This window comes from Candidatus Hydrogenedentota bacterium, assembly GCA_019695095.1.
Classification (GTDB): domain Bacteria; phylum Hydrogenedentota; class Hydrogenedentia; order Hydrogenedentales; family SLHB01; genus JAIBAQ01.
Window position 1 is genome coordinate 1 of record JAIBAQ010000064.1, and the last position, 23,454, is coordinate 23,454.

Annotated in this window: 24 protein-coding genes; 20 read left to right on the forward strand and 4 right to left on the reverse strand. The window is 57.6% G+C overall.

Annotation, left to right across the window (positions count from 1 at the left end; genetic code table 11):
- Positions 1-185 precede the first annotated feature (185 nt).
- Complete coding sequence (locus tag K1Y02_12245; GenBank protein MBX7257124.1) at positions 186-1,091, reverse strand: Stp1/IreP family PP2C-type Ser/Thr phosphatase; 906 nt, start codon at positions 1,089-1,091, stop codon at positions 186-188.
- Between the two features lie 210 nt (positions 1,092-1,301).
- On the reverse strand, positions 1,302-2,588 hold the full coding sequence (locus K1Y02_12250) for a DegT/DnrJ/EryC1/StrS family aminotransferase (GenBank protein ID MBX7257125.1): 1,287 nt from the start codon (positions 2,586-2,588) through the stop codon (positions 1,302-1,304).
- 831 nt (positions 2,589-3,419) lie between these two features.
- Here K1Y02_12250 and flgB point away from each other — a divergent pair.
- The 20 genes from flgB to fliP all read left to right on the forward strand — a co-directional run bounded on the left by flgB (position 3,420) and on the right by fliP (position 19,349).
- Positions 3,420-3,812 carry a flagellar basal body rod protein FlgB gene (gene flgB, locus K1Y02_12255; GenBank protein ID MBX7257126.1) on the forward strand — a complete coding sequence of 131 codons (393 nt, stop codon included), beginning with the start codon at positions 3,420-3,422 and terminating at the stop codon, positions 3,810-3,812.
- Between the two features lie 13 nt (positions 3,813-3,825).
- On the forward strand, positions 3,826-4,245 hold the full coding sequence (flgC, locus tag K1Y02_12260) for a flagellar basal body rod protein FlgC (GenBank protein MBX7257127.1): 420 nt from the start codon (positions 3,826-3,828) through the stop codon (positions 4,243-4,245).
- A 136-nt stretch (positions 4,246-4,381) separates the two neighbouring features.
- On the forward strand, positions 4,382-4,636 hold the full coding sequence (gene fliE, locus K1Y02_12265; protein MBX7257128.1) for a flagellar hook-basal body complex protein FliE: 255 nt from the start codon (positions 4,382-4,384) through the stop codon (positions 4,634-4,636).
- 120 nt (positions 4,637-4,756) lie between these two features.
- The gene (locus tag K1Y02_12270; GenBank protein ID MBX7257129.1) at positions 4,757-5,218 is read left to right on the forward strand and encodes a hypothetical protein; all 462 of its coding nucleotides are present in this window, start codon (positions 4,757-4,759) and stop codon (positions 5,216-5,218) included.
- 62 nt (positions 5,219-5,280) lie between these two features.
- Complete coding sequence (gene fliF, locus K1Y02_12275; protein MBX7257130.1) at positions 5,281-6,840, forward strand: flagellar M-ring protein FliF; 1,560 nt, start codon at positions 5,281-5,283, stop codon at positions 6,838-6,840.
- Positions 6,841-6,844: 4 nt separating this feature from the next.
- The gene (gene fliG, locus K1Y02_12280) at positions 6,845-7,876 is read left to right on the forward strand and encodes a flagellar motor switch protein FliG (protein ID MBX7257131.1); all 1,032 of its coding nucleotides are present in this window, start codon (positions 6,845-6,847) and stop codon (positions 7,874-7,876) included.
- Between the two features lie 113 nt (positions 7,877-7,989).
- Complete coding sequence (locus K1Y02_12285; protein MBX7257132.1) at positions 7,990-8,658, forward strand: hypothetical protein; 669 nt, start codon at positions 7,990-7,992, stop codon at positions 8,656-8,658.
- An 18-nt stretch (positions 8,659-8,676) separates the two neighbouring features.
- Positions 8,677-9,978 carry a FliI/YscN family ATPase gene (locus K1Y02_12290; GenBank protein MBX7257133.1) on the forward strand — a complete coding sequence of 434 codons (1,302 nt, stop codon included), beginning with the start codon at positions 8,677-8,679 and terminating at the stop codon, positions 9,976-9,978.
- Positions 9,979-9,982: 4 nt separating this feature from the next.
- Positions 9,983-10,447, forward strand: coding sequence for a flagellar export protein FliJ (fliJ, locus tag K1Y02_12295; GenBank protein ID MBX7257134.1), 465 nt, complete (start codon positions 9,983-9,985; stop codon positions 10,445-10,447).
- On the forward strand, positions 10,444-10,989 hold the full coding sequence (locus K1Y02_12300; GenBank protein ID MBX7257135.1) for a hypothetical protein: 546 nt from the start codon (positions 10,444-10,446) through the stop codon (positions 10,987-10,989). The genes fliJ and K1Y02_12300 overlap by 4 nt, the downstream gene beginning before the upstream one ends.
- A 282-nt stretch (positions 10,990-11,271) precedes the next feature.
- On the forward strand, positions 11,272-12,651 hold the full coding sequence (locus tag K1Y02_12305) for a flagellar hook-length control protein FliK (GenBank protein MBX7257136.1): 1,380 nt from the start codon (positions 11,272-11,274) through the stop codon (positions 12,649-12,651).
- Between the two features lie 14 nt (positions 12,652-12,665).
- Entirely contained in the window at positions 12,666-13,211 is a 546-nt protein-coding gene (locus K1Y02_12310; protein ID MBX7257137.1) for a flagellar biosynthesis protein FlgD, read from the forward strand.
- Positions 13,208-13,666, forward strand: a complete 459-nt coding sequence (locus K1Y02_12315) for a hypothetical protein (GenBank protein MBX7257138.1) — start codon at positions 13,208-13,210, stop codon at positions 13,664-13,666. The genes K1Y02_12310 and K1Y02_12315 overlap by 4 nt, the downstream gene beginning before the upstream one ends.
- A 33-nt stretch (positions 13,667-13,699) precedes the next feature.
- Positions 13,700-14,941 (forward strand): flagellar hook protein FlgE, encoded by a 1,242-nt coding sequence (locus tag K1Y02_12320; protein ID MBX7257139.1) that lies wholly within the window; start codon positions 13,700-13,702, stop codon positions 14,939-14,941.
- A 205-nt stretch (positions 14,942-15,146) separates the two neighbouring features.
- Positions 15,147-15,935, forward strand: a complete 789-nt coding sequence (locus tag K1Y02_12325) for a MotA/TolQ/ExbB proton channel family protein (GenBank protein ID MBX7257140.1) — start codon at positions 15,147-15,149, stop codon at positions 15,933-15,935.
- Positions 15,919-16,728 (forward strand): flagellar motor protein MotB, encoded by an 810-nt coding sequence (locus K1Y02_12330; protein MBX7257141.1) that lies wholly within the window; start codon positions 15,919-15,921, stop codon positions 16,726-16,728. Before K1Y02_12325 ends, K1Y02_12330 begins: the two co-directional genes overlap by 17 nt.
- 12 nt (positions 16,729-16,740) lie before the next feature.
- Positions 16,741-17,346 carry a flagellar basal body-associated FliL family protein gene (locus tag K1Y02_12335; protein MBX7257142.1) on the forward strand — a complete coding sequence of 202 codons (606 nt, stop codon included), beginning with the start codon at positions 16,741-16,743 and terminating at the stop codon, positions 17,344-17,346.
- On the forward strand, positions 17,346-17,708 hold the full coding sequence (locus K1Y02_12340) for a FliM/FliN family flagellar motor switch protein (GenBank protein MBX7257143.1): 363 nt from the start codon (positions 17,346-17,348) through the stop codon (positions 17,706-17,708). The genes K1Y02_12335 and K1Y02_12340 overlap by 1 nt, the downstream gene beginning before the upstream one ends.
- Complete coding sequence (locus tag K1Y02_12345) at positions 17,695-18,558, forward strand: flagellar biosynthetic protein FliO (GenBank protein ID MBX7257144.1); 864 nt, start codon at positions 17,695-17,697, stop codon at positions 18,556-18,558. The genes K1Y02_12340 and K1Y02_12345 overlap by 14 nt, the downstream gene beginning before the upstream one ends.
- A gap of 38 nt (positions 18,559-18,596) precedes the next feature.
- Entirely contained in the window at positions 18,597-19,349 is a 753-nt protein-coding gene (fliP, locus tag K1Y02_12350; protein MBX7257145.1) for a flagellar type III secretion system pore protein FliP, read from the forward strand.
- 7 nt (positions 19,350-19,356) lie between these two features.
- On the opposite strand, the gene K1Y02_12355 is transcribed toward fliP, so the two are convergent.
- Together K1Y02_12355 and K1Y02_12360 are read right to left on the reverse strand one after the other, a co-directional pair.
- Positions 19,357-20,343 carry an ROK family protein gene (locus K1Y02_12355; GenBank protein ID MBX7257146.1) on the reverse strand — a complete coding sequence of 329 codons (987 nt, stop codon included), beginning with the start codon at positions 20,341-20,343 and terminating at the stop codon, positions 19,357-19,359.
- A 324-nt stretch (positions 20,344-20,667) separates the two neighbouring features.
- Positions 20,668-23,454: a hypothetical protein gene (locus K1Y02_12360; GenBank protein MBX7257147.1), complete on the reverse strand. Its 2,787-nt coding sequence runs from the start codon at positions 23,452-23,454 to the stop codon at positions 20,668-20,670.

A 23,454-nucleotide genomic window follows, 5' to 3' on the forward strand; every position in this document is an offset into this window, starting at 1 on the left:
CTGTCGATGGAAATGACGGCCAGAAGATCGACTGGTACTTTGCCAACCGGCCAAGCACAAAGGTCCCTGCAGGCTTCAATCAAGAGGATGCGATCAGGGACATTTGGGCCGAATAGCGGGCATGGTTTACACCGGAAGGAAGATGGCCAACGCGCTGGACTTTTGGTCTAGTTGGATAACGGCAACTAAGAGATCAGCCGCCGAATTGCCCCAATAATTCCCGGCCCGGCAAGGTTGACTCTTTCGGCGCCCTCTTCGAGTCTGGACCGCGGCGGTTGCGAACACACGCGCGCGAGCACCGCCGTGATGTTATCGGGACCACCCGCTTCCAGCGCGCGCCCAACCAAAACGCGCGCCGCCCCTTGGAGATTGTCTCCCGCGAGCGCCTTCGAAATCTCAGCATCGTCCACAACATTCGACAAACCGTCCGAACAGATGAGGATCGTGTCATTGAGTCTAAGCTTCAACGCAAAGAGGTCCACCTTGACGGCTTCTTTGGTGCCAACCGCGCGTGTGATAAGGTTCTTCAGCGAATGCGTGCGCGCTTCCTGCTCTGAGATGTAACCGTTACGCACTTGCTCCGCGACGAGGCTGTGGTCGTCGGTTAGTTGGCAAACGGGGTCTTTCCCTCGGCGCAGGTACACCCGGCTGTCGCCAACCTGCGCGATGTATGCGTGGTCTCCGATGATTGTCACAGCCGAGACCGTGGTTCCCATGCCAAAGTATTCAGGATGATTCTCCGCCTCTTCGAAAATGCGGCGGTTGGCCTGCTCGATGGAATCGCGTAAGCGGGAGGGGACATTTTGCTCGGTCGAGTTGTAGTACTCGTCGACCATAGTCTGAAGAGCCAGCCGGCTTGCGAAATCGCCCCCGCTGACGCCGCCCATACCGTCCGCAACCGCGAGAAACACACCCCGCTCATTTACAATGAGTCTATCTTCGGGCGCACACAAGATACACCCGTCCTCATTGCGGGTTCGCTTTTTGCCAACGTCGGACAGCAGATGAGCCTGCAAGTACGAGCCAGCCCAGTGATACTCGAAGCTGCCGCCCTTATCGGGGCCAGACTGCGTGAGAGGAATCACCGCCATGCGAGGCGTCTCTCGGGGCGTAGCATATTTAGTCGCGTCCACAATCCAAGTAATTGTCCGTGCGGCGATAGTGTATTCGTCATCGAAAAATAATGCAACCCTATCACCTCTGTACAAGCGACAAAATAACGCATACCCCAGCGGAGCATTCGCTCAACACGGCCACCTTGCCGCACAGCAAAATCAGCAATTAACCTGGAGGATACTCGATTAAATGGCCAACGCGCGATAACGCTTGCGCTTAGCCTGCGGTCCCGCCGGGTTGATTTCCCCTATATTCTCGACCACCTTGGCAACCGCCGTCGCAATGCACTCCATGTCCTTCTTGGTGCCAAGCAGAACGTGATGGTGTACCGCCACGCCGTTCGAAAAATGCGCCGATTCGCAAACCGGCAGCGATAGGCGGCTGGGATCGATCTTCTTCCAGTATTCGGGAGAAAGATTGTGCCTGCGCTTCGTGTGAGGCTTATACAGCGAGCACCGGTTGAGTGGCTCGTAGGGAGGCTCAAATCCCGCCCCTGTCTCCGCTGAAAGCGCTGCTGAGAAATGCGCGTTATTGATGCCCTTTGCCGGGATCTTGTTCCAATCCAGGCGGAAGGCAAAATTGAAGTAGCTCGCTTGCGTGATCTCTTTCCGGCGGCGCATCGGCACGATGCCCGGAATCTGCGCCAGCAGCGAGTTCAAATAAATCGCATTCTCGTCGCGATGCTTCACTTGCGCATCAAGGCGCGACAGACCACCCAACAGGATGCCCGCTTGCCACTCCGTTAACCGGAAGTTGCCCGACTGTATGGCGTGCGTGAAATCGTCTTTGTAACCGCGGCCGCAATTGCGCAACGAATACAGGCGCTCGAATAGCACCTTATCCTGGCACATGTTGAAGCCGCCTTCGCCGCACGAAAGCACCTTGCTTTCCTGGAAACTGAAACTGCCGATATCGCCCAGCGCGCCGACGCCCTTGCCTTTCCAGAATGCACCGTGCTGGTGCGCGCAGTCTTCAATCAGATACAAGCCGTGGTTCTTGCACAGCTTTTGAAGCTTGGTCATATCCGCCATGCTTCCGTACAAATGCACGACGATCACGGCCTTCGTCTTCTTGGTGATGGCCGCTTCGACCTTCGCCAAGTCGAGACACCACGTGTCGGGTTCAACATCCACAAGCACGGGGACCGCGTTCACATCCAACACGGCGGCAGCCGTCGCTTGCCACGTTATTCCAGGGACGATGACTTCATCGTATGCGCCGATATCGAGTGCTTCCATGGCAAGCTGAATGCCCACGGTCCCGTTTGCGCAACACAGTCCATACTTCGACCGATGATAGGCCGCAAACTCACGCGCGAACTGCCATTCGTACGGTCCATCAAAAGACCACCGATTGGATTTCGTGATGGCCGAAAGCAAGCGCACGTCGCTCTCGGTGTGGATAGGCCATTGGGGCCACTTGGCCGACTCTTTTCTGACAGGTGTGCCCCCATTGATCGCCAACTTGCCCATGACAGATTGTCCTCCTTCGCTCCATGTCAGAAAGGAATCGTGGTCTCGATACGGAATGCGAAAGACTACCACCTTGACCTGGTTGTTCGCAATAAGTTCCTACATAAGTTCCTACATAAGGAGCCTGCGTCATGAATTAGGGAGTAGCAGCCTTTTGGAGATCCTCCAGCCTCGCTGACCTGGCGCCACCCAATGGCCGGACTTCCGCGCCATAGGCGCACCGCACATCGGTTTGGACATCCACCCGAATGTAACACCACCCAATGGTCGGACTTCCGCGCCAAAGGCGCATCGCATAATAGCCTTGGGCAGGGTCCGCCGATTCCCCGAAACGAAGTGGAGGGGCAAAGGAGGACGACGCCCAAGGTTACAGCCCCTCCTTAACGACCGCTCTGTAGGCGCGGCACACGCCTCCGATTACCGCATGCTCCCATACAAAACGACTACTCCAGGAGCCGGGGTCTGCGAAGTTGGAGCATTGCGGAGAAGCGCCGTCCCCCAAAGTAAAGGAGGCGTGCAAGGACCACAACAGGCAACTCATAGACAACCAGCCTGCGAGGACCTCCAGAACGTACAAGACTTTGTGGGGATCTTCAAAATATCTCAGGTCCCCTTAGGTTGTTGAGCCTCTGTGGCCTCCACTGGGAAGAATACGACCGAGAAGCGGGCAATGTTTTCCACAGACCACAGTCTCTGAAAACGCCTCCAATGCTTAACCTATTGGGCCTTAAGGGATTGAAAGAGAGACCATCCTTGGCATGGGCATTGCACTTGCCTTTCTCGACGGAGAAGTTTTTAGGTCCAGTTTTGTGGAAAGGAGGAGATCTAGACGTGCCTTTTGAGGGGGTGAGCGCGGTTCGCGTACTGCAGGAAGGGATGCGGGTTGCGGTCCTCAACCAGAACCTTCTTGCCAACAATATCGCGAACGTCGACACCCCCAACTACAACCCGGTGCGCCTGGATTTCCAGGCTACCCTTCGTGATGCCCTAGATGGAAACGGGCGCGTCTCTCTCCGCAAGACCCTGCCCCAACATCTTGAGGCTGAACGTTGGCAGCCACAATTTAAGCGGGTTGCGCTTACGTCGAAAAATGATTACAATAAGGTCGACCTGGAACAAGAGATGGCCGATTTGGCCGAAAATACCGGAAGGTATACAACATATGGTAGTCTCTTGGCCAAACAGTTTAAGATGGTTAAAGACATGTTGACCGGCGTCAGGTAGGAGCCTCGGTACGATGCTTGAGGCAATATCAGCGAGAGAAATCGCGGTGAGCGGACTCCGAGCCCAACGGACTCGGATGAACGTCATTGCGAACAACATCGCAAATGCCCTGACGCCCGCCACGGTCAAGGGCGGGGCGTTTCGGCGCCAGATGGCCATTTTGTCGGGCGAACAACTCCAGCCCATGCTGGAGCCGGAGAAGTTCGGCGTCAAGGTCAAGGAAGTCCTAAGCGATCCGTCCCCGTTGAGGCAAGTCTATGACCCGCATCATCCCTTTGCGGATGAAAACGGGTACGTGGAATACCCCAACGTGGACTTGTCGGTGGAGATGGTCGATTTGGTTTCCGCGCAACGGGCCTACGAGGCAAACGTTGCGGTGGTCTTGTCCGGTAAGCGCATGAGCCAAAAGGCGCTCGAGATCTTACAGGTATAGGCGATGAGCACAACGGGACATAAACGAGAACTGCTCGGAGTAGGGCGTGTGGGGAGTAAGCATCATGGCTGACCCCATCAATCCCCTATCCGTAGGCGGCGTTGGTCCGAAGCGGGTTGAATTCGATCCGTCGTTGATGCGAACTGCCCCGACGCAAACGCCGGGTGAAGGCAAGTCCTTCAAGGAAGTGCTGGCCGAGTCGATCGGGGAAGTGCAACGCCTGCAGACCGAAGCCGACATGACCATCAAGAAGCTGGTGGCAGGCGAAATTAAGGATGTCACCGAAGCGGTGGTCGCCGTGGAAAAGGCAGACTTGTCTTTTCAAACGATGATGACCGTCCGCAACAAGATTGTGGCCGCATACGAAGAGATTATGCGGATGCAAGTGTAACGGCGAGAGGCGGATAGCCGCCTCGAACCGATGCGCATCGTGGCGTTTTGGACCGACGCCATGAGTTGAATAGGGGTGAGGGGAGTAATCCAGTCACCCAACGAAGACAGGACAATTTCTGTGAGAATTCTCCGTCAACTCGCAGGGAGCGTCCGGTCGCAGTGGCATGACCTGCCGCTGAGCGACCGGTATCGCTGTATGGTCGTAGGGTGTCTCGCGCCGATGGCCCTCTATCTTGCCATCGCGGCGGGGCAACGGCCCGGCAGTTTGGAACCTCTGGCGACCGGCCTGTCGGCTTCAGAGACCCAGGCCATGTCGAACTATCTGTTGGCGCAGGAGGTTCCCTACGAGTTGCGAGACGGCGGGCAAGCCATTTGGGTTCCCGCTGGCACTAGCGCGGAGCTGAAAATTGAATTGACCCAGTTTGCTTCGCGGTGGCTTTCTGCTCCCGCGACGCGATTGCTTTCCTCAGGCGGGGCAGCCGAGACGGTGCAGGGATCGGCAATTCCGCGGACGACTTCAGACCTCACGGTGACGGCGCAAGAGCACGGGCACGGCATGACGTATGGGGACGCGCCATAGGCACAAGGCAAGAAGCGTAACCAGAAGGCGATTTAACGCCTGAGTCACGAAAGGTACCGCCCGTGGAATTTTTCCGTCAATTGTGGGAAGGGATAGTCAATGCCTGGCAGAAACTATCCACAAGCGCCCGAGTCAACATGGTCATCGCCGCCCTTTTCACGGTGACCCTCATCGGGATCCTCGTCTACTACACGAGCCGGCCCCAATACGTGGAGTTGTTCACAAACCTCTCCCCGGAGGACATGGTGGCCGTCCAAGGCTCCCTCGATGACGCCGGAGTGCCTTTTCATACGGATAGCAGCGGACGAAATATTCTCGTCCCTTCGCAATACCGCAGCGACATGCGCGTCAAGATCAATGCTGCTGGCCTCGTCAAATCCCAAGGCAGTATCGCTGGATTCGAGATTTTCAATTCTCCCAATCTGATGGAAAACAAGTTCGCGCAGGATGTGAAGTATCAACGCGCCTTGATGGGCGAGCTCCAAAACCAACTCAATCAGTATTCATTCGTCAACCGTTCCTACGTCATGATTCGCGAGGCGAAAGAACAACTCTTCGCCTCGGAGCAAAAGCCCACCGAAGCGACAGTTACCCTGGATGTCAGCCAGCCCCTTTCCGAGGAACAGGTCAAGGCAGTATTGGGCACCATTACCACCTTCGGCGGCGCAAACCTCACGCGAGACCACGTTAATCTGGTCACGGTTGACGGAAAGACTCTTAACGCACCCTCGGAAGACGATTTCGATTCCATCGCCAACTCCAAGTTGGAGTACGCTCGCAAATACCGCAAAGAGTTGGAGAAGAGTGCGGAAGATGCCCTGCTCGAATTCGGCGTTCGCAGTGTCGTCCGCGTGGCACTCGATATCGACAATAGCCGAACCACCGAGACATCGGAAGAGGTCAAAGCCGGAACTCCTATCAGCAGCTTGAGTTCCACGAGTACAACAACTTCAACCCAAGGTGCGCCGGAAGGTCCTGCTGGAGCGCGTGCTAACTTGCCGGACGACGCGCCCGCACCAGGCAGCGAACAGAACTCCACGACGACAGAGCAAACGCTTGACAACTTCATGCCGTCTAAGAAAACCATCACCCGCGAAACCACGCCAGGTAGTGCCACCACCACACACGTCACCGCAATCGTCCAAGGGCGGTATAATGATGAAGTAGGCGCGGATGGTAAACCGACCGGCCAAAAGGTGTACACAGAACGCACAAAGAAAGAACTGGACACGTACAAAGTCCTAGTCGCTTCCGCGTGCGGCGTTGACGAAAACCTGGTTGAAGTACGCGACCACCCATTCGAACTGGACAAGTTGACGGCGGCTACATCCGCCTTCGAGGCCGTTCAGACGGCATCACTTATGGCGAACTGGCAAGACACACTATCGATGATTCTGAAACTCGGCGCGGTGGCCGTCGCGTTCCTCATGGTGCGCAGGATGTTGTTGCGCGCCGCGATTCCAATCGAGCCGGAAGAAGAAATAGCGCGATTCGAAGTGCCCACGGCAGGACCGGAAGAACTTCGAAAGCGCGAGATTGCCGGCGAAGTCGAGCGGGTTTCGCAAGAGCAACCTGAAGCAGTGGCCGCTCTACTGCGCACGTGGTTGAGCGAACGCGAGTAATACAGTGTCAGCAGAAACTAGACAAAAACTCGCAGAACTGGATGGCCGCACCAAGGCCGCCATTTTCCTTGCATGCCTGGGCCCGCAACAGGCCAGCAAGATCCTCTCGAAGATGAGCGAAGAGGAGATTGAGCAGCTTACGCTCGATCTATCAAGCCTGGGTTCGATCGAGCCCGAGATTCGCGAAGCGATTATTGAAGAATTCCACCAAATGTACCTTGCCAACCGCTACGTCACGGCGGGCGGCATTGATTACGCAAGGCATGTGCTCGAATCCGCCTTGGGTCCCGAGCGCGCCCTCGAAATCCTGACGCGGCTTCAGAGCAGCTTGCAGGAAGTCCCGTTTGAGTTTCTTAAGCGCGCCGATCCATCGCAGATATCGACCTTTATCCAAGACGAACACCCGCAGACCATCTCCTTAATTCTCGCGCACCTTCAGCCGGGCGTGGCCAGCGTCGTTTTGTCCGCGTTGCCTCAAGACGTGCGAACCGACGTGGTCATGCGCATTGCAACGATGGACCGCACGCCTCCTGAAATCGTTCGCGAAGTTGAGCGCGTGCTGGAACGCAAAATGGCCTCCGTGTTCAGCCAAGGTTTCACGTTTGCGGGTGGCGTGAAGGACGTCGCGGAGATTCTCAACAATATCGACCGCGGCACCGAGCGAACGATCATGGCCGATCTCGAAGAGCGCGATCCGGAACTGGCCGACGAAATCGCGCGTTTGATGTTCACCTTCGACGATTTGATCCTCGTGGACGACTCCGGCATTCAGAAGGCCCTTCGCGAGATCGAACAGAAAGAGCTTGCTCTCGCGCTGAAGACCGCAAACTCGGAACTTGCGGACAAGATCTTCAAGAACATGTCCGAGCGCGCCCGCGAAATGATCAAGGAAGAGATGGAGTACATGGGCCCCGTTCGCCTGCGCACCATCGAAGAAGCCCAGCAGAAGATCGTCACCGTCATCAGGCGGCTTGAAGAAAGCGGTGAAATCGTCATTCAGGGACGTTCCGGCGGAGCCGACGAGATTGTCGTCTAGCTTGCGTTGGGCGCCAGTGCGGCCGAACACCGGTGCCGGATGCTCACGGGAAATACTCCGAGGCTATGCCATGAGAAAACCGGACCAGAACTGCGGTAGGGGGGGAGTTCCCCTTGGCACGAATCATAAAATCGACTGAACCCGAGGCAAACGCGTTCGAGCGATACGAACGCAATGTGCTTCAAGAAACCGCGCCCAGCGCGTTCGCCGAAGATTCGGAGAGTGAGCCTGTTGTCACTCCCGAAATGACGGCCGCTGCCATTATTCAGCAGGCAAACGAAGAAGCCGACAGCATTCGGCAGGCTGCCTACGAAGAAGGCGTACAGCAAGGGCTTGCGGCGGCCTCGGTTCAGTTTCAGGAGTCTGTCGCCGGCGTGTTGGATGCCCTCCAGGCCATATCCGGCGACTTGCGCCAGACCCGGGAGTCTTTTCTGGACTCTCTCGAAACACAAGTCATTCAACTCGTCGGTGCGATTACGCACCGCATTTTGGCCCGCGAGGCTCACATTGACTTGGAGGTCGTCCGCAATACTGTCCGCGCCGCCCTTGAGCATCTCGTCAATCGAGAGCGGGTTACCATCCGGCTTAACCCGAGGGATTTCGCAGCTATGCGCGAACAGAGCATCGACTTGGGCGCGCATCTGGACGGACTAACGGATTTGGTCATTTCCCCGGATGAACGGGTCGCGCCGGGGGGGTGTATGCTCGAAACAGAGACCATGTCGGTCGACGCCCGGTTGGATGAACAGTTGCGTCGCATCCTCGACGCGATGACAGGATAACGCGCGGCCGTGTTCACTCTGGAGCCCTATATCGAACGCGTCAAGACAACCCAGTCTATTGGCGTATTCGGCAAGGTTGTGGACGTTGTCGGGCTAACCATTGAAGCCACCGGCCCCGTCATGCACATCGGCGACTTGTGCTACGTGCAGCCTCCTCGCGGCGGAAAGAGAATCCCCGTGGAGGTCGTCGGCTTTCGTGGCAATCGAATACTCCTCATGGCCTTGGGAGACATGGCCGGCGTAGCTCCACACAGCATCGTGATTCCAACGTTCAAGCCTCAAATGGTGCGAGTGGGGCTAGACCTCCTTGGCCGGGTCATCGGAAGCATGGGAGCCCCGCTCGACGGACGGCCCGCACCGGAGGGTACCCATCTTTCTCCACTTATGGTCGCCCCTCCTGGCCCCATGGAACGCCGGCGCATTGTCGAGCCTCTCGCCACGGGCATTCGCGCGATAGACTCTTGTGTTACGTGTGGTAAGGGACAGCGCGTAGGCATCTTAGCGGGAAGCGGCGTAGGGAAAAGTAAACTCATCGGCATGATCGCTCGCAATACGAACGCCGATGTCAACGTCATTGCCTTGGTCGGCGAACGCGGACGCGAAGTGCGTGATTTCATTGAGGGCGATCTTGGCCCGCAGGGCTTGGCCCGCTCCGTCGTTGTCGTTGCCACCTCGGACGAACCAGCGCTGATGCGCATCAAGGGCGCCTATGTCGCGACGGCCATCGCCGAGTGGTTTCGCGCGCAGGGCGCGGACGTACTGCTCATGATGGACTCCGTCACCCGGTTTGCCATGGCACAACGCGAAGTCGGATTGGCCGTCGGCGAGCCACCCACCACGAAGGGTTATCCTCCATCTGTCTTTGGTTTGTTGGCGCGCCTTCTGGAGCGGGCCGGCACCTCGCCCACGGGCAGTATCACCGGCCTCTACACGGTACTCGTGGAAGCCGACGATCTGAATGATCCGATCGGAGATGCCGTTCGTAGTATCCTTGATGGGCATATTGCGCTGTCGCGGAGCTTGGCGACGCGCAACCACTATCCAGCCATCGATGTGCTGGAAAGTGTAAGCCGTTGCATGATAGACGTAACACCGGAGACGCACCGCACGTTCGCGGGGGATATGCGGCACGTGCTGGCTACCTACCGCGACGCCGAGGATTTGATTAATATCGGAGCCTACGTAGGGGGAAGCAACCCGGAAATCGACCGGTCGATCCGACTAATGCCCTCCGTGCGGCGCTTCTTGCAGCAGGGCTTGTTTGATGCGACTGCCTTCGACGATATTGTTGGCCTGATGCAACGCAGTTTGAAAGGATAGTCCGTTGCCGAGACGTGACCCAGAGCGATTCGATACGCTATTGCGGGTGCGCAAGCGCCAAGAGCAATTGCGCGCGCAATCGCTCGCCGAGGTACGGACCCAAATCCGGTCAGTGCAACGCCAGCGCCAACAGATTTCGGAAGAACAAGTCCGTATGATTCACGAAGCGTCCGAGGCTGTCGGCGAGCAATTGGCCGGTCCAGAGATTCACATGTTCTTCCAGTATGAGCGGCACTTGGCGAGACTTGTTGTCGAACGCGATGCTACATTGCGTAGACTGCGCACCGTCGAGGAAGAACGGAGGTCGGCCTTGGAGGACTCGATGAAACGACGGCGCGTGGTGGAACGCCTCCAAGAACGGTACCAGCAGGAAGCCGCCACGGAACAGCGCAAGATGGAACAGAAACTGAACGATGAGATTGCGGGTGTTCGCGCGTCGCGACACACGCAGGGCGAGCGGGAGCCATGAAAGCAGTCCTCTTTGTTGTATTGCCCCTCCTCACGTTCGTGTTGACCCTGGTCGGTCTGCTCGCCATGTCGGGCAACCTCTCCGCGGACGGCATGGGAAAGATTCTTGGAACCGCGCCGCCCCCAGTTGTGCAGGCCCCTGAAGAAACCAAAGACGATCTGATCGGCTATGCCGCCGATCTCAAGAAACGCGAAGATGAACTGAAAGAACGCGAAGCCAAAATCGAGAAGGATGAGAAACGTCTCCTCGAAGCCCAATCTCAGATGGAAGAGCTTCGAGGCGCGCTTCAGCAAATGCTTCTGCAAATCAGCCAGTCCGCGGACGAAACGGAGTCCACTCAATCGCAGCGCCTGATGTCCGTGGCAGAGTCCCTCGGCGGCATGAAACCCGCCCAGGCCGCAAAGGCCCTCGAAGGCTGGAACCCGCAAGATGGCGCCGCGCTGCTACGCCTCATTGACGAAAGAGCCCGCGGGAAGATTCTCGATAGTATGGATCCAGAAAAGACTGCCGCATTTCTGCAAGCGATGCAGGAACAAAAATAACCTTCTCCTTCGGCCGCTTCTTGGCCGAGCTTAATCCTTCACAGTCTTCAATGCGGTTGTCAGCCGCATCGAGGCAATCAACGCATCACGGTCTCATGTTCCTGCTGTGACGCCGCCCTGGGCAGACAGGGCGCCCCTAAATCGTCTGCGCTGAAAGCGCGAATCACCTGTTCGTCGACCCCCTTCACAAGGACGTGCGGGGGATCTGCGTCCGCAGTTGCCTCAAGGAGGCCACGGCTCTGTGGACCGCCAAATCCCGATAGAAAGGAGGTGAAAAAGATCATGGTATCAGCCATAGAAGCTACCCGAACAGAACCAAAGGGCAGCGAACCGGCCCCACCATCCAAAACCGCGAACTCGGCCTCGGATACGGCGGCTACCGGACTCTTTGCACTGCTAATGGCCCATTTGCAAAACATCGCGGAGGCGGCTGTACAGGGCGATGCAACCGGTGAAGTGACTGCCACAACCGATGCGACCGGCGATGTGACTGAACCCACGCAGGAAGGAGAGCAGGCCCCGACGGACCCGCTCCTCGCTCTGTTGGTGGCCTCGCAGGCGGAAACACTTGCGACCGCCGGCCAGGCGCAACCCGCACCGGTGGTCGCAGAGGATGACCCCACGACGGGGATTTCCACAGTCGCTTTGCTGGACGTAGGTGAGGCGAAATCCGACGTGCCCGCACCTTCAATTCCTGCCAGTTCGGCGAAATACGTGGTGACTCCTCCGCTTGCGACTCCCGAGACCATTGACGACGCGAAGCTAACGCAGACGTCCGATAAGGAAGTAACGGTCTCAGACGCGGACTTGGCGGAGGTGGCGGAGCCCTTGGCCGCCACGGCCAAACCGGTGTTGGAGTCTAAGAACATCGGCAAGAACACCGATGTGGCGGAGAAAGCGCCCGTGGCAAAGGTGACGCCGCCGCAGGTGGACGTTGCTCAAGCTCAGGCAGACGCCAACGCCAAGACCGATGAGGCGCAACCGGGATTCCGGGAAACCAAACCGCTGAACATGGCCGAACTCCTGAAGCAAGCCGCCGGTAGCGGCGGTAGAGCCGAGACTGTGGAGAAGCCTGCCGGAGTCAAAGGCGACGACACGGCCCCAGCGCCAACCCAACGTATCGATATGAGTGCCAACGTACACACATCCGTCGATACGAAGGGTGCCAAGGGCGTCGAGGCGTCGACCCAGAAGGTGGAGACACCGCTACAAGCGGAGCGGCCCACGCTGCAGACCCTGCACGAGTTCACGGTGCGAGGCGTCAAATACCTCGTCCGTGAAGGAGGCGACACGGTAACCGTACGCCTTGTGCCTGAATCGTTGGGCGAAGTTCGTTTCGACGTGACTCGGAACCAAGACACGGTCAGTGTGCGCCTGGTAAGCGCCAATCCCGCCGTGCGGACCGTACTGGAATCTCAAGTACACGGGCTGCGCGACCAGCTCACGCAAGACGGATTCTCGGTGTCGCAGATCGTCGTAACGGCCGACGCGGCTTCATCGAACTCGCAGGGAGGTCAGTGGGGAAACGCGTGGTCGGACCAGACTCCGGCATGGCGCAACTCCGACGCGGCCTCAAGCTTCAACACGGCGCGTAATCAGACGTATGAAACGCCGGCCCGTCGTGGCGCTCAGCATAATGGCGCTCTCGACGTTTTTGCGTAGAAAGGAAACAACCTATGAATGCACTCTCGAACATTTCCTCGGACTTCGCAAATCTGCTGCGTCCGGATGTTCGCGCGGCCTACCAGGGTTTAACCAAAGCCGCGGACACGACAACCACCAAGACTCCGTTTCAAGATGCGGTTTCCGCCGCCTTGAAGAGCACCAAGTCGGACGATAAATCGGAGTCGGATACCCTGGGTACCGATGCGCTGGGGAGAGATCAGTTCCTTCAGTTGCTCGTACTTCAGATGCAGAACCAAGACCCCATGTCACCCACGGACAACACCGAGATGATTGCCCAGTTGGCGCAATTCTCCGCCCTGGAACAAATGCAGAATCTGAACGAGAGCTTCCAGTACTTGAGCGGAAACATTGACCAACTGAACTTCATCAATGCCAGCAATATGGTTGGCAAGGAAGTGACCGGGATTGACATCAACGGCGACGAAGTCACCGGCGTCGTGGATAGCGTCGGCATGGAGGACAGCATCGTCTATCTCATGATTGGCGACAACGTGTTGTCGATGGCCGGCGTTACCGAAATCAAGGAAGCGTCATGATTCAAGCCCTGAACTGCATACAAGCGGAGGGTGCGTGCGCAAGCACGGCCATCCGTCAGCGCGGACACCCCGCGGAGACGGACTTCGCGCAGTGGTTCAATCGCGAGTTGGCTGGCAGCAGCCGCGTGAAGTTCAGCGCCCACGCCACCCAACGTCTTCGCGACCGCAACATTGCGCTTACCTCGGCCGATGAAAACCGCTTGTCCCAGGCGGTTGACCAGGCCCAGGCAAAAGGCGCTCGCGAATCCCTAATCCTCATGGACCGTTTGGCCTTGGTGGTCAACGTACCCAACCGGACGGTCATCACGGCGCTGCCCCAGGGCGAAACACAGAACGCCGTATTCACCAACATCGACAGCGCGGTCGTCGTGGCCGGAGAAACCAGCCTCAATGAACGCGCAAAACTGCAAACCGGGCTGGACCCCATCTGGGGAAGCCCCTACGCCGCGGACTGACCGAAGCGGCGAAACGGACAGGAGACAGGTAGTATGGGAACAGCAATTTACACTGGAGTAACGGGGCTTCAAGCTCACCAACGGCGTATCGACGTAATCGCAAGCAACATCGCGAACGTCAACACGACGGGGTATCGGAGTTCTCGTGCTCTCTTCCAGGATCTCTTTTCGCAAACGATTTCCGGGCCGCGCGCGGCCGTTGGATCGTTCGGCGGCAGCAATCCTTCGCAGGTCGGTCTGGGCGTGCGTCTTGGCTCAATCGACGTCAACTACAGTCAGGCAGCGCTGCTGACAACCGGCGTGTCTTCCGACCTCGCCATTCAAGGAAGTGGCTTCTTTGTCCTTAGCGATGGCGTGGCCAACTACTACACGCGCGACGGATCGTTCGATCTCAATGCCGATGGTGAACTTCGCGATCCCGCCACCGGATTCCTCGTGCAGGGCTTCCAGGCGGACTCCACCGGCGCCATCGATCCCAACGGACCGCTCACTTCCATCACGATTCCCGTCGGCGGCGCGGCCATTGTTCGCGCTACCACCACCGCGACGCTCATTGGCAATCTGAATTCAGATGCCGCGACCGGTGACACCGTTACGAGAACCATTCGCGTCTTCGATTCGCTGGGTACGCCCCGCGATATCGATCTTGTCTTCACCAAGAGCGCCACGACCAATGAATGGGACTGGGTGGCGTCCAGCACCGATCCCGCCATCAACACCGTTACAGGCTCGGGCACCATCGAGTTCGATGCCAACGGTACCGTTATCAATGGCGGCATCGGCAATGTCAGCGTCACCTTCAATGCCGGACCGTCATCGCCCATCGATCCTTTTGCTTTCGATTTTGACTTCGAATCGATTACTCAGTTGTCCGCCGATAGCGACGTGACCCTTCAGAATCAAGACGGTTACCAACGCGGCGTGCTTGAATCGTTCAACATCGGCGACGACGGCGTAATTAACGGCGTCTTCTCCAACGGCCTCACGCGCGTCATCGGTCAAGTTGCCCTGGCAGTCTTCGCAAACAACGGCGGCCTTGTGCGTGAAGGCAGCAACCTGTTCCGCGAAAGCCCCTCGTCCGGCGTGGCCCAAATAGGCACGGCGAATACCGGCGGCCGCGGCTCGGTCTCCGGCGGCGTGTTGGAAGGCTCAAACGTTGACCTTGGCACCGAGTTCAGCAACATGATCGTTACGCAGCGCGGATTCCAGGCCAATGCAAGGACCATTACGACAGCCGACACTTTGCTCCAAGAAACCGTGAATCTTATCCGCTAATCGTAATGGCCCCTAAGCAAACATAGACGAAGCGGCCGGTCTGGGGCTCAAGCCCTGGGCTGGCCGCCTTTTGCTTTGCGGCGGGTGACTCTCCCACAATTCGAGCGGGCACCCCCCAAAAGTGTATTGTTGAACCAGTCCGTAGATGCTAGAATAAGCCGCACCACAATATATTGGGGCACGGCGGGACCGGAACCATAGCGCAATGGATATCGCAACACTCGCAGGATTTATAGCCGGTTGGGGCATCTTCGTCGTCGCAGTGCTGATGGGCGGCACCCCCACCATCTATCTCGATACAGCTTCCCTCTTAATCGTTGTGGGCGGGACACTGGCTTCGACACTGGTGAACTATCCGCTGCGCGATGTGCTGAGTGTATTTCGCACGTTGCGAAACGCGTTCTTTCACATGGACCGCACACCAGAAGGGCTCATTCAGACCCTCGTTGACTTCTCAGTCATCGCCCGGCGCGAAGGCATTCTAGCCCTCGAAAGTCACGCCGAGAAGGCCGACGACGAATTTCTCGCGCGTAGCGTACGTTTGGCGATCGATGGGACTCCCCCTGATCTCATCAAGGATATCCTGTCCACCGAGCTTGCGTTTCTGGAAAGCAGGCATACATTGGGGCAATCCATGCTGCTTTCCATGGGCGCCTATGCGCCCGCTTTCGGAATGATCGGTACTCTCATCGGGCTTGTCCAAATGCTCGCGGAAATGGAAGATCCCTCCAAGATTGGAATTGGCATGTCGGTCGCCTTGATCACCACGCTCTACGGCGCCTTGCTCGCGAACGTGTTTTTCTTGCCTGCTGCAGGCAAACTCAAAGTGCGAACCGCAAATGAACTCCTTATGAAGGAGATCATCATTGAGGGGATACTTTCGATACAGTCAGGCGACAATCCGCGGATCGTCGAGCAGAAACTCCTTTCCTTTGTTGCTCCATCGTTCCGCGATCAAGTTCAAGTGAAGAGATACTATGATACGGGAGAGTAAAGCGCCCCCCTCCGCGCCAAGCGCCCCCCTCTGGACCGTAACCTATGCGGACATGATGGGCCTGTTGCTGGCGTTCTTTATCCTCCTCGCTTCCTTTTCAACCGTCAGCGACGAAAAGATCTCGCAGGCCATCGGTTCGCTCAGGAAAGAGTTCGGAGGCGGCGTAATGCCCGGCGAAGGCAATTACGTGCAGACTTTGAAACCCCTTAGCGTTATCGGGGAAGTTCAGTCGCGCGTTCCGCGCGGCATTGAAAAAGCTGCCCGCGAACTCCAAACCCGCCTTCAAGTCCTTGGCATGACAAAGGGCGTCGATATCAAATACGACGGCGAGGGTGGACTTCTGATTAGCTTGCCCAGCAACATCCTCTTCGATTTCGGACGCGCAGAACTGAAACCTGAAGCCTACGAGGCGATAAACCAATTGGGTGCGTCGCTGAGTAGCGTGAACGGCGTCTTCGTCGAAATCCGAGGTCACGCGGACAACGTTCCCCCGGGTCCTCAAAGTCCCTACACCGACAACTACGATCTGAGCTATCATCGCGCAAAGAACGTGATGCTCCAATTGGCCGGACCCGGCGGCGTTCGCGAACGAGATTGCGAAGTCATCGCCTGCGGTGAGTCGCAACCCGTCGCCGACAATGCAACCGAAGAGGGACGCCAAAGCAATCGTCGCGTCGATCTGTATATTCGCGGCAAATCGGCGGAGGGTGTTAAGGAGTCCGCCGGTGGCCGCTTGGGCACACCTGTTCCAGACGAGTCGGCGTCCAGTCCGGCTCCGGGAACGGGCACCTAGGAAAGCAGAATCATGGCAGAACCGAAGGATGACCAAAAGGCGGCCAAGGGAAAATCCAGTTTGACTCCGATCCTCATTGGGGTCGTGGCCGTCTTGGGCGCAGTTGTCGTGGCCGTCGTTGTATTCAATTTCGTGTTGCGTCCCAGATTGACGGATACACCCAAACCCGCGGAAGCAGAAGAGGAAAAACACGAATCCAAAATCCCTGCAACCGCCGTTACCGTACCGTTCGACGAGGCCTTCACGACCGTGATTATGCCGTCTCCCGATATGCCCGCATCCACGCTGTTGTACAAAGTCTCTCTGGAGTGCTCAAACCAAGCGGCGGCCGAAAAGGTGAAAGCCAACATGGCCCGGTTTACGGCCATTATTCGGAAGATGCACAGCTACAAATCGCGTCAGGAATTAGACGATCCATTCGTGGAGCAGAGTATAGAGAAGCAAATCCAACAGGAAGCGAACAGGATCCTCAAGGAACTTCCTGTTCCTGCCCCGACGGGAGGCGGCGAGGGTGGCGGCCACGGCGGAGGAGAAAGTGCGGCTCCGGCCGAAAGCGATGGCGGGGAAGAGCGCATTACGGCGGTTTTCCACGAGAAATTCTTTGTGCAGGATATGTGATGAGTAATCCGGATACGCGCACAACACGCGAGCATACGTTCGAAGAGATCGTTCCACGCACGGGACTGCCGCAAAGGCGTCTCGTGATAGACGATTTGAAATCGGTGAAGCTTTTAATCTCCGCGGATTTGGGTACATGCAAGATGCTCGTACGCGAAGTGCTGGATTTGAAGCGCGGCTCAGTCGTCCAACTCAACAAGCTCGCGGGCGAGATGACGGACATCTACCTCAATAGCCTGCCCTTGGCGCGCGGCGAAGTCGTTGTAATTGGCGACTCGCTGCATGTTCGCGTTGGGGAACTTGTCGGTCAGGAAAAGACCGACGACGCAACGCTTTCGGACACCATGAATGAAGAAGCATAATTGGCTAACGGGACTGCTTCTGGCGTTCGCTCTGTGTGCGGCTGTTTGCGCCGAAGACAAACCAGCGCCCGACGCCGAGGTTCCTGCCTCAACAGCCTCCAAGCCGGACGAAGGCTTCAAAGAAACCACTCCCCCCGACATTGGTTTGCAGCCAGGAGTCCTTCCCCCAGTCGAAGTACAACAAGCTCCAAAGGAAGAGATTCCGAAGCCGGGCGCGCCGCCCATGCCAGAGTATTGGACCGCCGGCAAAGAGCAATTGGACAAGGAACTTGACAAGAGACAGGGCGGTGGCGGGACCGAGGCCGAAACCGGTGGAAACGCCACGGCCCCTCAGTCTTCCAACGCGCTACAAAGGACCGGATGGTCCCCGTGGAAGAGCCTTGGACAAGTCACTGCCGCATTCGCCGTCATTCTGGCGTGTATGCTCCTGATCAACTACTTCTTGGGCCGATTCGGGAAGCGAGTGCCTATGCTCGCAGGAGCTAATCTCGGTACCCTCATCGGACGTCTGTATCTCTCACCCAAAGCGTGTCTCTATTTCATCCGCGTGAAAGGGAAGGTTCTTATCGTGGGAGTCACTCCCACCTCTGTCTCGTCCGTCGCGGAAATGGATGCGTCGGAATTCGACTCTCTGCCTGCCGCCGCTCCTTCCACCATAAAGCCTGGAAGCAAGAGTGAAACCGGCAGCCCCGCCGGTGACAAGTTTCTGTCTCAGCTCAAGACATTCATGCGCGCGAATCCCCAGACTCCCAAGAGCGCACGCGAAGACGACGAAATCGCAACGCTGCGGGGCGACATCGCCCGGTTACGGCGTGAACTGAAAGAGGGAACGCAGGAGCACGGAGAATAATGAGGCGCACCCACTGCCTCAGTCGGGCTCGCTGCGGCATGGGCCTGACCCTTGTCGCAGCCTTCATGTGCGCATCCGCCGCATTTGGCCAGGCTCAGCCCGACAACTCCCTCGGCATCGATATTTTCCGCGCCGCCCAAAACGCCGTTCAGCCGGAACAGCTCTCCACCACGATGACCCTATTCCTGCTCATTACGGTTCTTTCGCTGGCCCCCGCAATTCTCGTGATGACGACGTCGTTCACACGTATCATAGTCGTCTTTGGATTTCTCAGACAGGCGATGGCAACGCAACAGACGCCGCCCAACCAGGTTCTGGTGGGATTGGCGCTGTTTCTTACCTTCTTCATCATGACTCCCACCTACACCCGCGTGTACGAGGAATCGATTCGCCCCTACATGAATCGCGAAATCACCCCCAACGAAGCCCTGAACAAAGGCATGGCCCCCGTGCGCGAGTTCATGTTTCGCCAGGTGATGGAGCACCCGAAGGACCTTGCGCTTTTTATCGAAATTGCCAAGCTCCCTCGTCCGAACACGCCCGACGATGTTCCGACTCACGTGCTCATCTGCGCCTACATCCTGAACGAGATGCGCATGGCATTCATGATCGGGTTCGTGATTTACATCCCGTTCCTGATCATCGACATGGTCGTGGCGAGTACCCTCATGGCCATGGGTATGATGATGCTGCCGCCGGTCTTTATCTCGCTGCCATTCAAGATCGCGTTGTTCTTCCTGGCAGACGGCTGGTACCTCATCGTCGGGCAGTTGGCCAGCAGCTACAACTGACGCCGCTTTACGATGCCGCCAAGCGTTCCGCCATCAGCCGTGCAGCGCCCATCACCGCCGCATCGTCACCCAAGCGCGCCTTCACGATTCGGACGCCCTTACGGATAGACGGCATCGCGTGTTCCTTCACCGCGCGCTTGACCTCGTCCAGGTACAGTTCCGGCATCGCTTCCACCAGCCCGCCACCCAGCACAACGGCCTCCGGGCTGAAGAAGTTCATGGCGTTGCCTACGGCGATTCCCGTGTAATACGCGGCCTTGCGAACCACGCCTTCAACCATCGATTCACCCGCCTCAATGGCCTTCGCGAGCATGCCGCTGCGGATGTTCCCCAAGTCAGTGCCACAGTTTTTCAGAATGAACGGCGAGTCTCCACGCGCGGCAATCGCCGACACTTCCGCGGCAATCGCGATACGCGAGGCCACTGCCTCAAGGCAACCACGCTTACCGCACCCGCAATAGGGTCCATTCACCTCAATCGTCATGTGGCCGACTTCGCCTGCACCCCCCGTGAACCCATGAATCAGCTTCCCATCGATGATGATTCCGCCACCAATACCCGTCCCCGGGAAGATGCCCAGCACATTCTTGCTGTCCTGAACCTCGCCAAAGCACCACTCGCCGTACGTCCCCGCATTCACGTCATTCTCGATGAGCGCCGGCACCTTGAATTCCTTGGTCAGGATGTCGGCCAACGGAAACCGCTTCCAGCCGAGATTCGGCGTGTCAATTATGAGTCCTTCAGCCGGATTGACTGGGCCAGGAGACCCTACTCCAATCCCCCGAATAGAGACGCCTCCCGCATCCGCTATGGATTCCTTCACGATCTTGAAGATGCGGTCTTCGGGCTTCTCATTGGCGTTTTTCTCGGACCGGCTCTTCTTGCGGCAACGTCCCACCACCTTGAATTTGTGGTCGAACACGCACGACATGATTTTCGTGCCGCCAATGTCGAGCCCTACAACAAAGTCTCCGGCTTTCAAAGTCACAGACATAATGATTCCCTTCCGTCTATCAAACCTGTCTGAGCATACCATGAACGCCCCGGACATGGAACGGTTTTGCAGGCCAGATACACTCCGCGTTCGCGCTTATTGGAGCTCTTCTGTCAGCCAGGCATCTCAGCCAGTAATTCGCGCCAGCGTAACCTGAAACCGGCGCGGAACATTCACATTCAAGGCCCAGATGCTATGCCGTAAGGATTTCCTATGAACACGCTCCGCCCGCGGTGTGCTGCTTAGTTTTCCTCTGCAAGTCTTACGAACATGCACGTTACGAGAAAGGCTGGCGCGTGCCCGAGTGATTTTCCGGTCAGTGAACTACTTGCTCCGCACGTAGTCAATCATCGCATCAAGCAAATACGCCCCCTCTGGCGTCTCGGCAAGCACATCGACTCCTTGCGTTATCAACAGCCGGCTTGCGTTCGGGCCCGTCTTTTGACAGACATAGGAGAAATACCCGCTTTTCCCTTCGCCAACGGCCAAGTGCTCAAATTCACCGAGCTGAGGATCGATGGGCAGGGGAATGCCCTGCTTGATAAGGCGGAACCATAGCGGGGAAAGTCTGCCGTCATGCGGGAAATCGCCGAATGCAGGATGGCGTGCGAATGCGGTGCCGATCTGATTGCCTAGCGACCACCAGCCGAGTTTCACGTTTGGCTCGCCGTCGGCGGGACCGATCATCAGCCCTCGCTTGCCACGTGCCGTTGCCGCGACCAGGTCGGGGTGATCCCACGAACCGACGATCACTTCAGCGGATTCCGCTTCTGGCGTACCAGCCTTGACTAGAGCGCTGTAGCGAAGAGCAAGTACGTCATACAGATCAGCGGTCGCGGCGATTCCTTCTCCGCTTTTCACGGGCCGTTTGGGGAAGAACCAGAAATCCCAGGAGTTCGAGATGCCCTTACCCTCCAAGGTAGCCGTGAATAGTGCGTGTACGGGCTTGTCAAGTTCAGGCACCGTGAATTCAACCGTCCCCAGTTCCTTCACATCGCCGGGGGCCGCGTCAATGGGCGGGATAGTACCTTCCGCAAGTTCCTGGGAATTCGTCTTTACATTCCACGAAAGCGGGACCTGCTTCAGCTCTACCGCATCGAAATGCGATAACCACAAGCTGACGTTGCATGGGTCTCCCGAAACGGCGATCGCGCTTTCCGGTTCTCGCAGTGACAGTATCGCTGTGGGCCCGTTGAATTGCCGGAATTGATCGAGCTGGAGTCCGCCCTGTTTCACTTCCCAAAATGCGTTCAGGTATCCCTGACCGGTGTAGGTTCCCTCCTGAGGGACCATGACATCGACGATGGTCCAATACGAATACCCGTCGCACTCGGGGTCGAGCCGGGCTTGTTCGATGCCGTGCTTCTGATAGTAGCCCTGAAGGGCATGAGCCGAATCGAGACAGGCGTCGCCCCACATGCGGCTGATGCCCGCCGCGCGCAGCGTTTCCTCATACGATTCCAGACTGCGAGGCGCCGGAATTGCGCCCGTGAATTGGGGTGCAAGCCGAGGATCGCATTTGATGCCTAGGTTGAGATATTCGTGCGCCACGAATGGCCGATCGAGCGCGTCGAAAGTGCCCTTCTCCCAAGGAACGATGGACGATGCCAGTCCGTATCCGTTGGGGGTAGTGAAATCCGAGTTCGCGTTTGTGTTGCATCCACCGTCCTGATGCTGAACGAGTCGATCCGGGTCGTTCGATTTCACCCACTCATACACGCGGGAATCGAGCGGACTGCCCAAGTGTCCCTCGTTGCCCGTCGAGTAAAAGCCGAACGACACGTAGCGGCGGTAGTGGCGATACAACTCTTGGATGTCGCGAAGCGGGTCGAATTCGAACCCCTCCGTCGTCATGTCGTGGTAATAAGGTAGTTCCGGCTGAACCAGGATACCGGCTTCATCGGCCGCCTCGAAGAATTCCGGAATCTCGCAATGGGTATGGTGTCTCACGCAATTAAACCCCGCGCGGCGGGCGATTCTCAGGTGAGTGAGATGTTCCTCCCGGCTCGCCGGCGATATCAGTGTCATTGGATAGATGTAGTCGTCTCCAAAACCCCGCAGCAAGTACGGGCTTCCGTTCAGGTAGAACTGCCTGCCACGCACTTCAAGCTTCCGGATACCGAATCGCTCATTCCACCCGTGGATGGGCGCATTCTCAGAAAGGAGAGTCACTTTGGCGAGATAGAGGTTCGGAGTCTCGGGTGTCCAGGGCCGGAATTCCGTAAGCGGCACTTCGCACACGATATCTGCCACACCTGAGGCATCCAGTACGAGTCCCCGCTGCAGCGAACCTGCTGGACTGCCGTCGAGCGTCTCAACGGTGATAGCGATTGCAGGTGAGCGCAGAGGCGTTTTCCCTGCATTGCGGACGCTCACATGGACCTCGGCCGCCTTCTTGTCGAAATCTCCACGAATCCAAACGTCGTCCAAACGCGTTTCTGGCGTGGCTTCAATCTCAATATCCCGGTAGAACCCGCCAAACCGGTGAAACGCCGCCATGCAGCCTTTTCGGCTGGGCGTATCGTTACGCACTGTGGCGACAACTTCGGCCCGTTCCCCCGGCTTCACAAAGTCCGTAATGTCGTATTTGTAGGAGCCGCAGTACGTGTTGAGATGGGCAACACGCTGCTGGTTCACCCAAAACCACGCCTCCGTTCGCACGCCACCCACTTTCAGCCATACACGCTTGCCACTCCACTTGGCGGGTATGTCGACGGTGCGCCGATATCTCGCGACGCCCATGTATACGTGGTTGAGCGGACGCGGGATGCAGTCGAACACCAAATCCCAGGTGCGGCTCATTCCGGGTTCGCCGACGCCTTGAGCTTCCCAGCAGCCCGGAACCGTGATCAAACGCGCGCCTTCCCAATCGGGCTCATTCCATCCGGGTCCTTTACCCATGCGGTGGCGTCCCATTAGGCGATCATCCGTCACAAATTCCCATTCCCCCTTCAACGAGATTACTTCCTGGAGGAGAGAGTTGCCTACGGCGTTTACGACAGCCGGAGATGCGGGGCGCGAACCCCACGGGTCGAGTTCTGCATGGAGCGAAGTAGCGCCCGACCATGAAAGCACAATTGCCACAGCGAATAGACTACAGTTACTGCGCAT

What these genes read in the sequence shown, in the direction of transcription:
- K1Y02_12245 (MBX7257124.1), bottom strand. Translation starts at nt 1,091, where the DNA reads ATGGCGGTGATTCCTCTCACGCAGTCTGGCCCCGATAAGGGCGGCAGC.
- K1Y02_12250 (MBX7257125.1), bottom strand. Translation starts at nt 2,588, where the DNA reads ATGGGCAAGTTGGCGATCAATGGGGGCACACCTGTCAGAAAAGAGTCG.
- flgC (MBX7257127.1), top strand. Translation starts at nt 3,826, where the DNA reads ATGCTTGAGGCAATATCAGCGAGAGAAATCGCGGTGAGCGGACTCCGA.
- fliE (MBX7257128.1), top strand. Translation starts at nt 4,382, where the DNA reads ATGCGAACTGCCCCGACGCAAACGCCGGGTGAAGGCAAGTCCTTCAAG.
- K1Y02_12300 (MBX7257135.1), top strand. Translation starts at nt 10,444, where the DNA reads ATGAAAGCAGTCCTCTTTGTTGTATTGCCCCTCCTCACGTTCGTGTTG.
- K1Y02_12305 (MBX7257136.1), top strand. Translation starts at nt 11,272, where the DNA reads ATGGTATCAGCCATAGAAGCTACCCGAACAGAACCAAAGGGCAGCGAA.
- K1Y02_12310 (MBX7257137.1), top strand. Translation starts at nt 12,666, where the DNA reads ATGAATGCACTCTCGAACATTTCCTCGGACTTCGCAAATCTGCTGCGT.
- K1Y02_12315 (MBX7257138.1), top strand. Translation starts at nt 13,208, where the DNA reads ATGATTCAAGCCCTGAACTGCATACAAGCGGAGGGTGCGTGCGCAAGC.
- K1Y02_12320 (MBX7257139.1), top strand. Translation starts at nt 13,700, where the DNA reads ATGGGAACAGCAATTTACACTGGAGTAACGGGGCTTCAAGCTCACCAA.
- K1Y02_12325 (MBX7257140.1), top strand. Translation starts at nt 15,147, where the DNA reads ATGGATATCGCAACACTCGCAGGATTTATAGCCGGTTGGGGCATCTTC.
- K1Y02_12330 (MBX7257141.1), top strand. Translation starts at nt 15,919, where the DNA reads ATGATACGGGAGAGTAAAGCGCCCCCCTCCGCGCCAAGCGCCCCCCTC.
- K1Y02_12335 (MBX7257142.1), top strand. Translation starts at nt 16,741, where the DNA reads ATGGCAGAACCGAAGGATGACCAAAAGGCGGCCAAGGGAAAATCCAGT.
- K1Y02_12340 (MBX7257143.1), top strand. Translation starts at nt 17,346, where the DNA reads ATGAGTAATCCGGATACGCGCACAACACGCGAGCATACGTTCGAAGAG.
- K1Y02_12345 (MBX7257144.1), top strand. Translation starts at nt 17,695, where the DNA reads ATGAAGAAGCATAATTGGCTAACGGGACTGCTTCTGGCGTTCGCTCTG.
- fliP (MBX7257145.1), top strand. Translation starts at nt 18,597, where the DNA reads ATGGGCCTGACCCTTGTCGCAGCCTTCATGTGCGCATCCGCCGCATTT.
- K1Y02_12355 (MBX7257146.1), bottom strand. Translation starts at nt 20,343, where the DNA reads ATGTCTGTGACTTTGAAAGCCGGAGACTTTGTTGTAGGGCTCGACATT.
- K1Y02_12360 (MBX7257147.1), bottom strand. Translation starts at nt 23,454, where the DNA reads ATGCGCAGTAACTGTAGTCTATTCGCTGTGGCAATTGTGCTTTCATGG.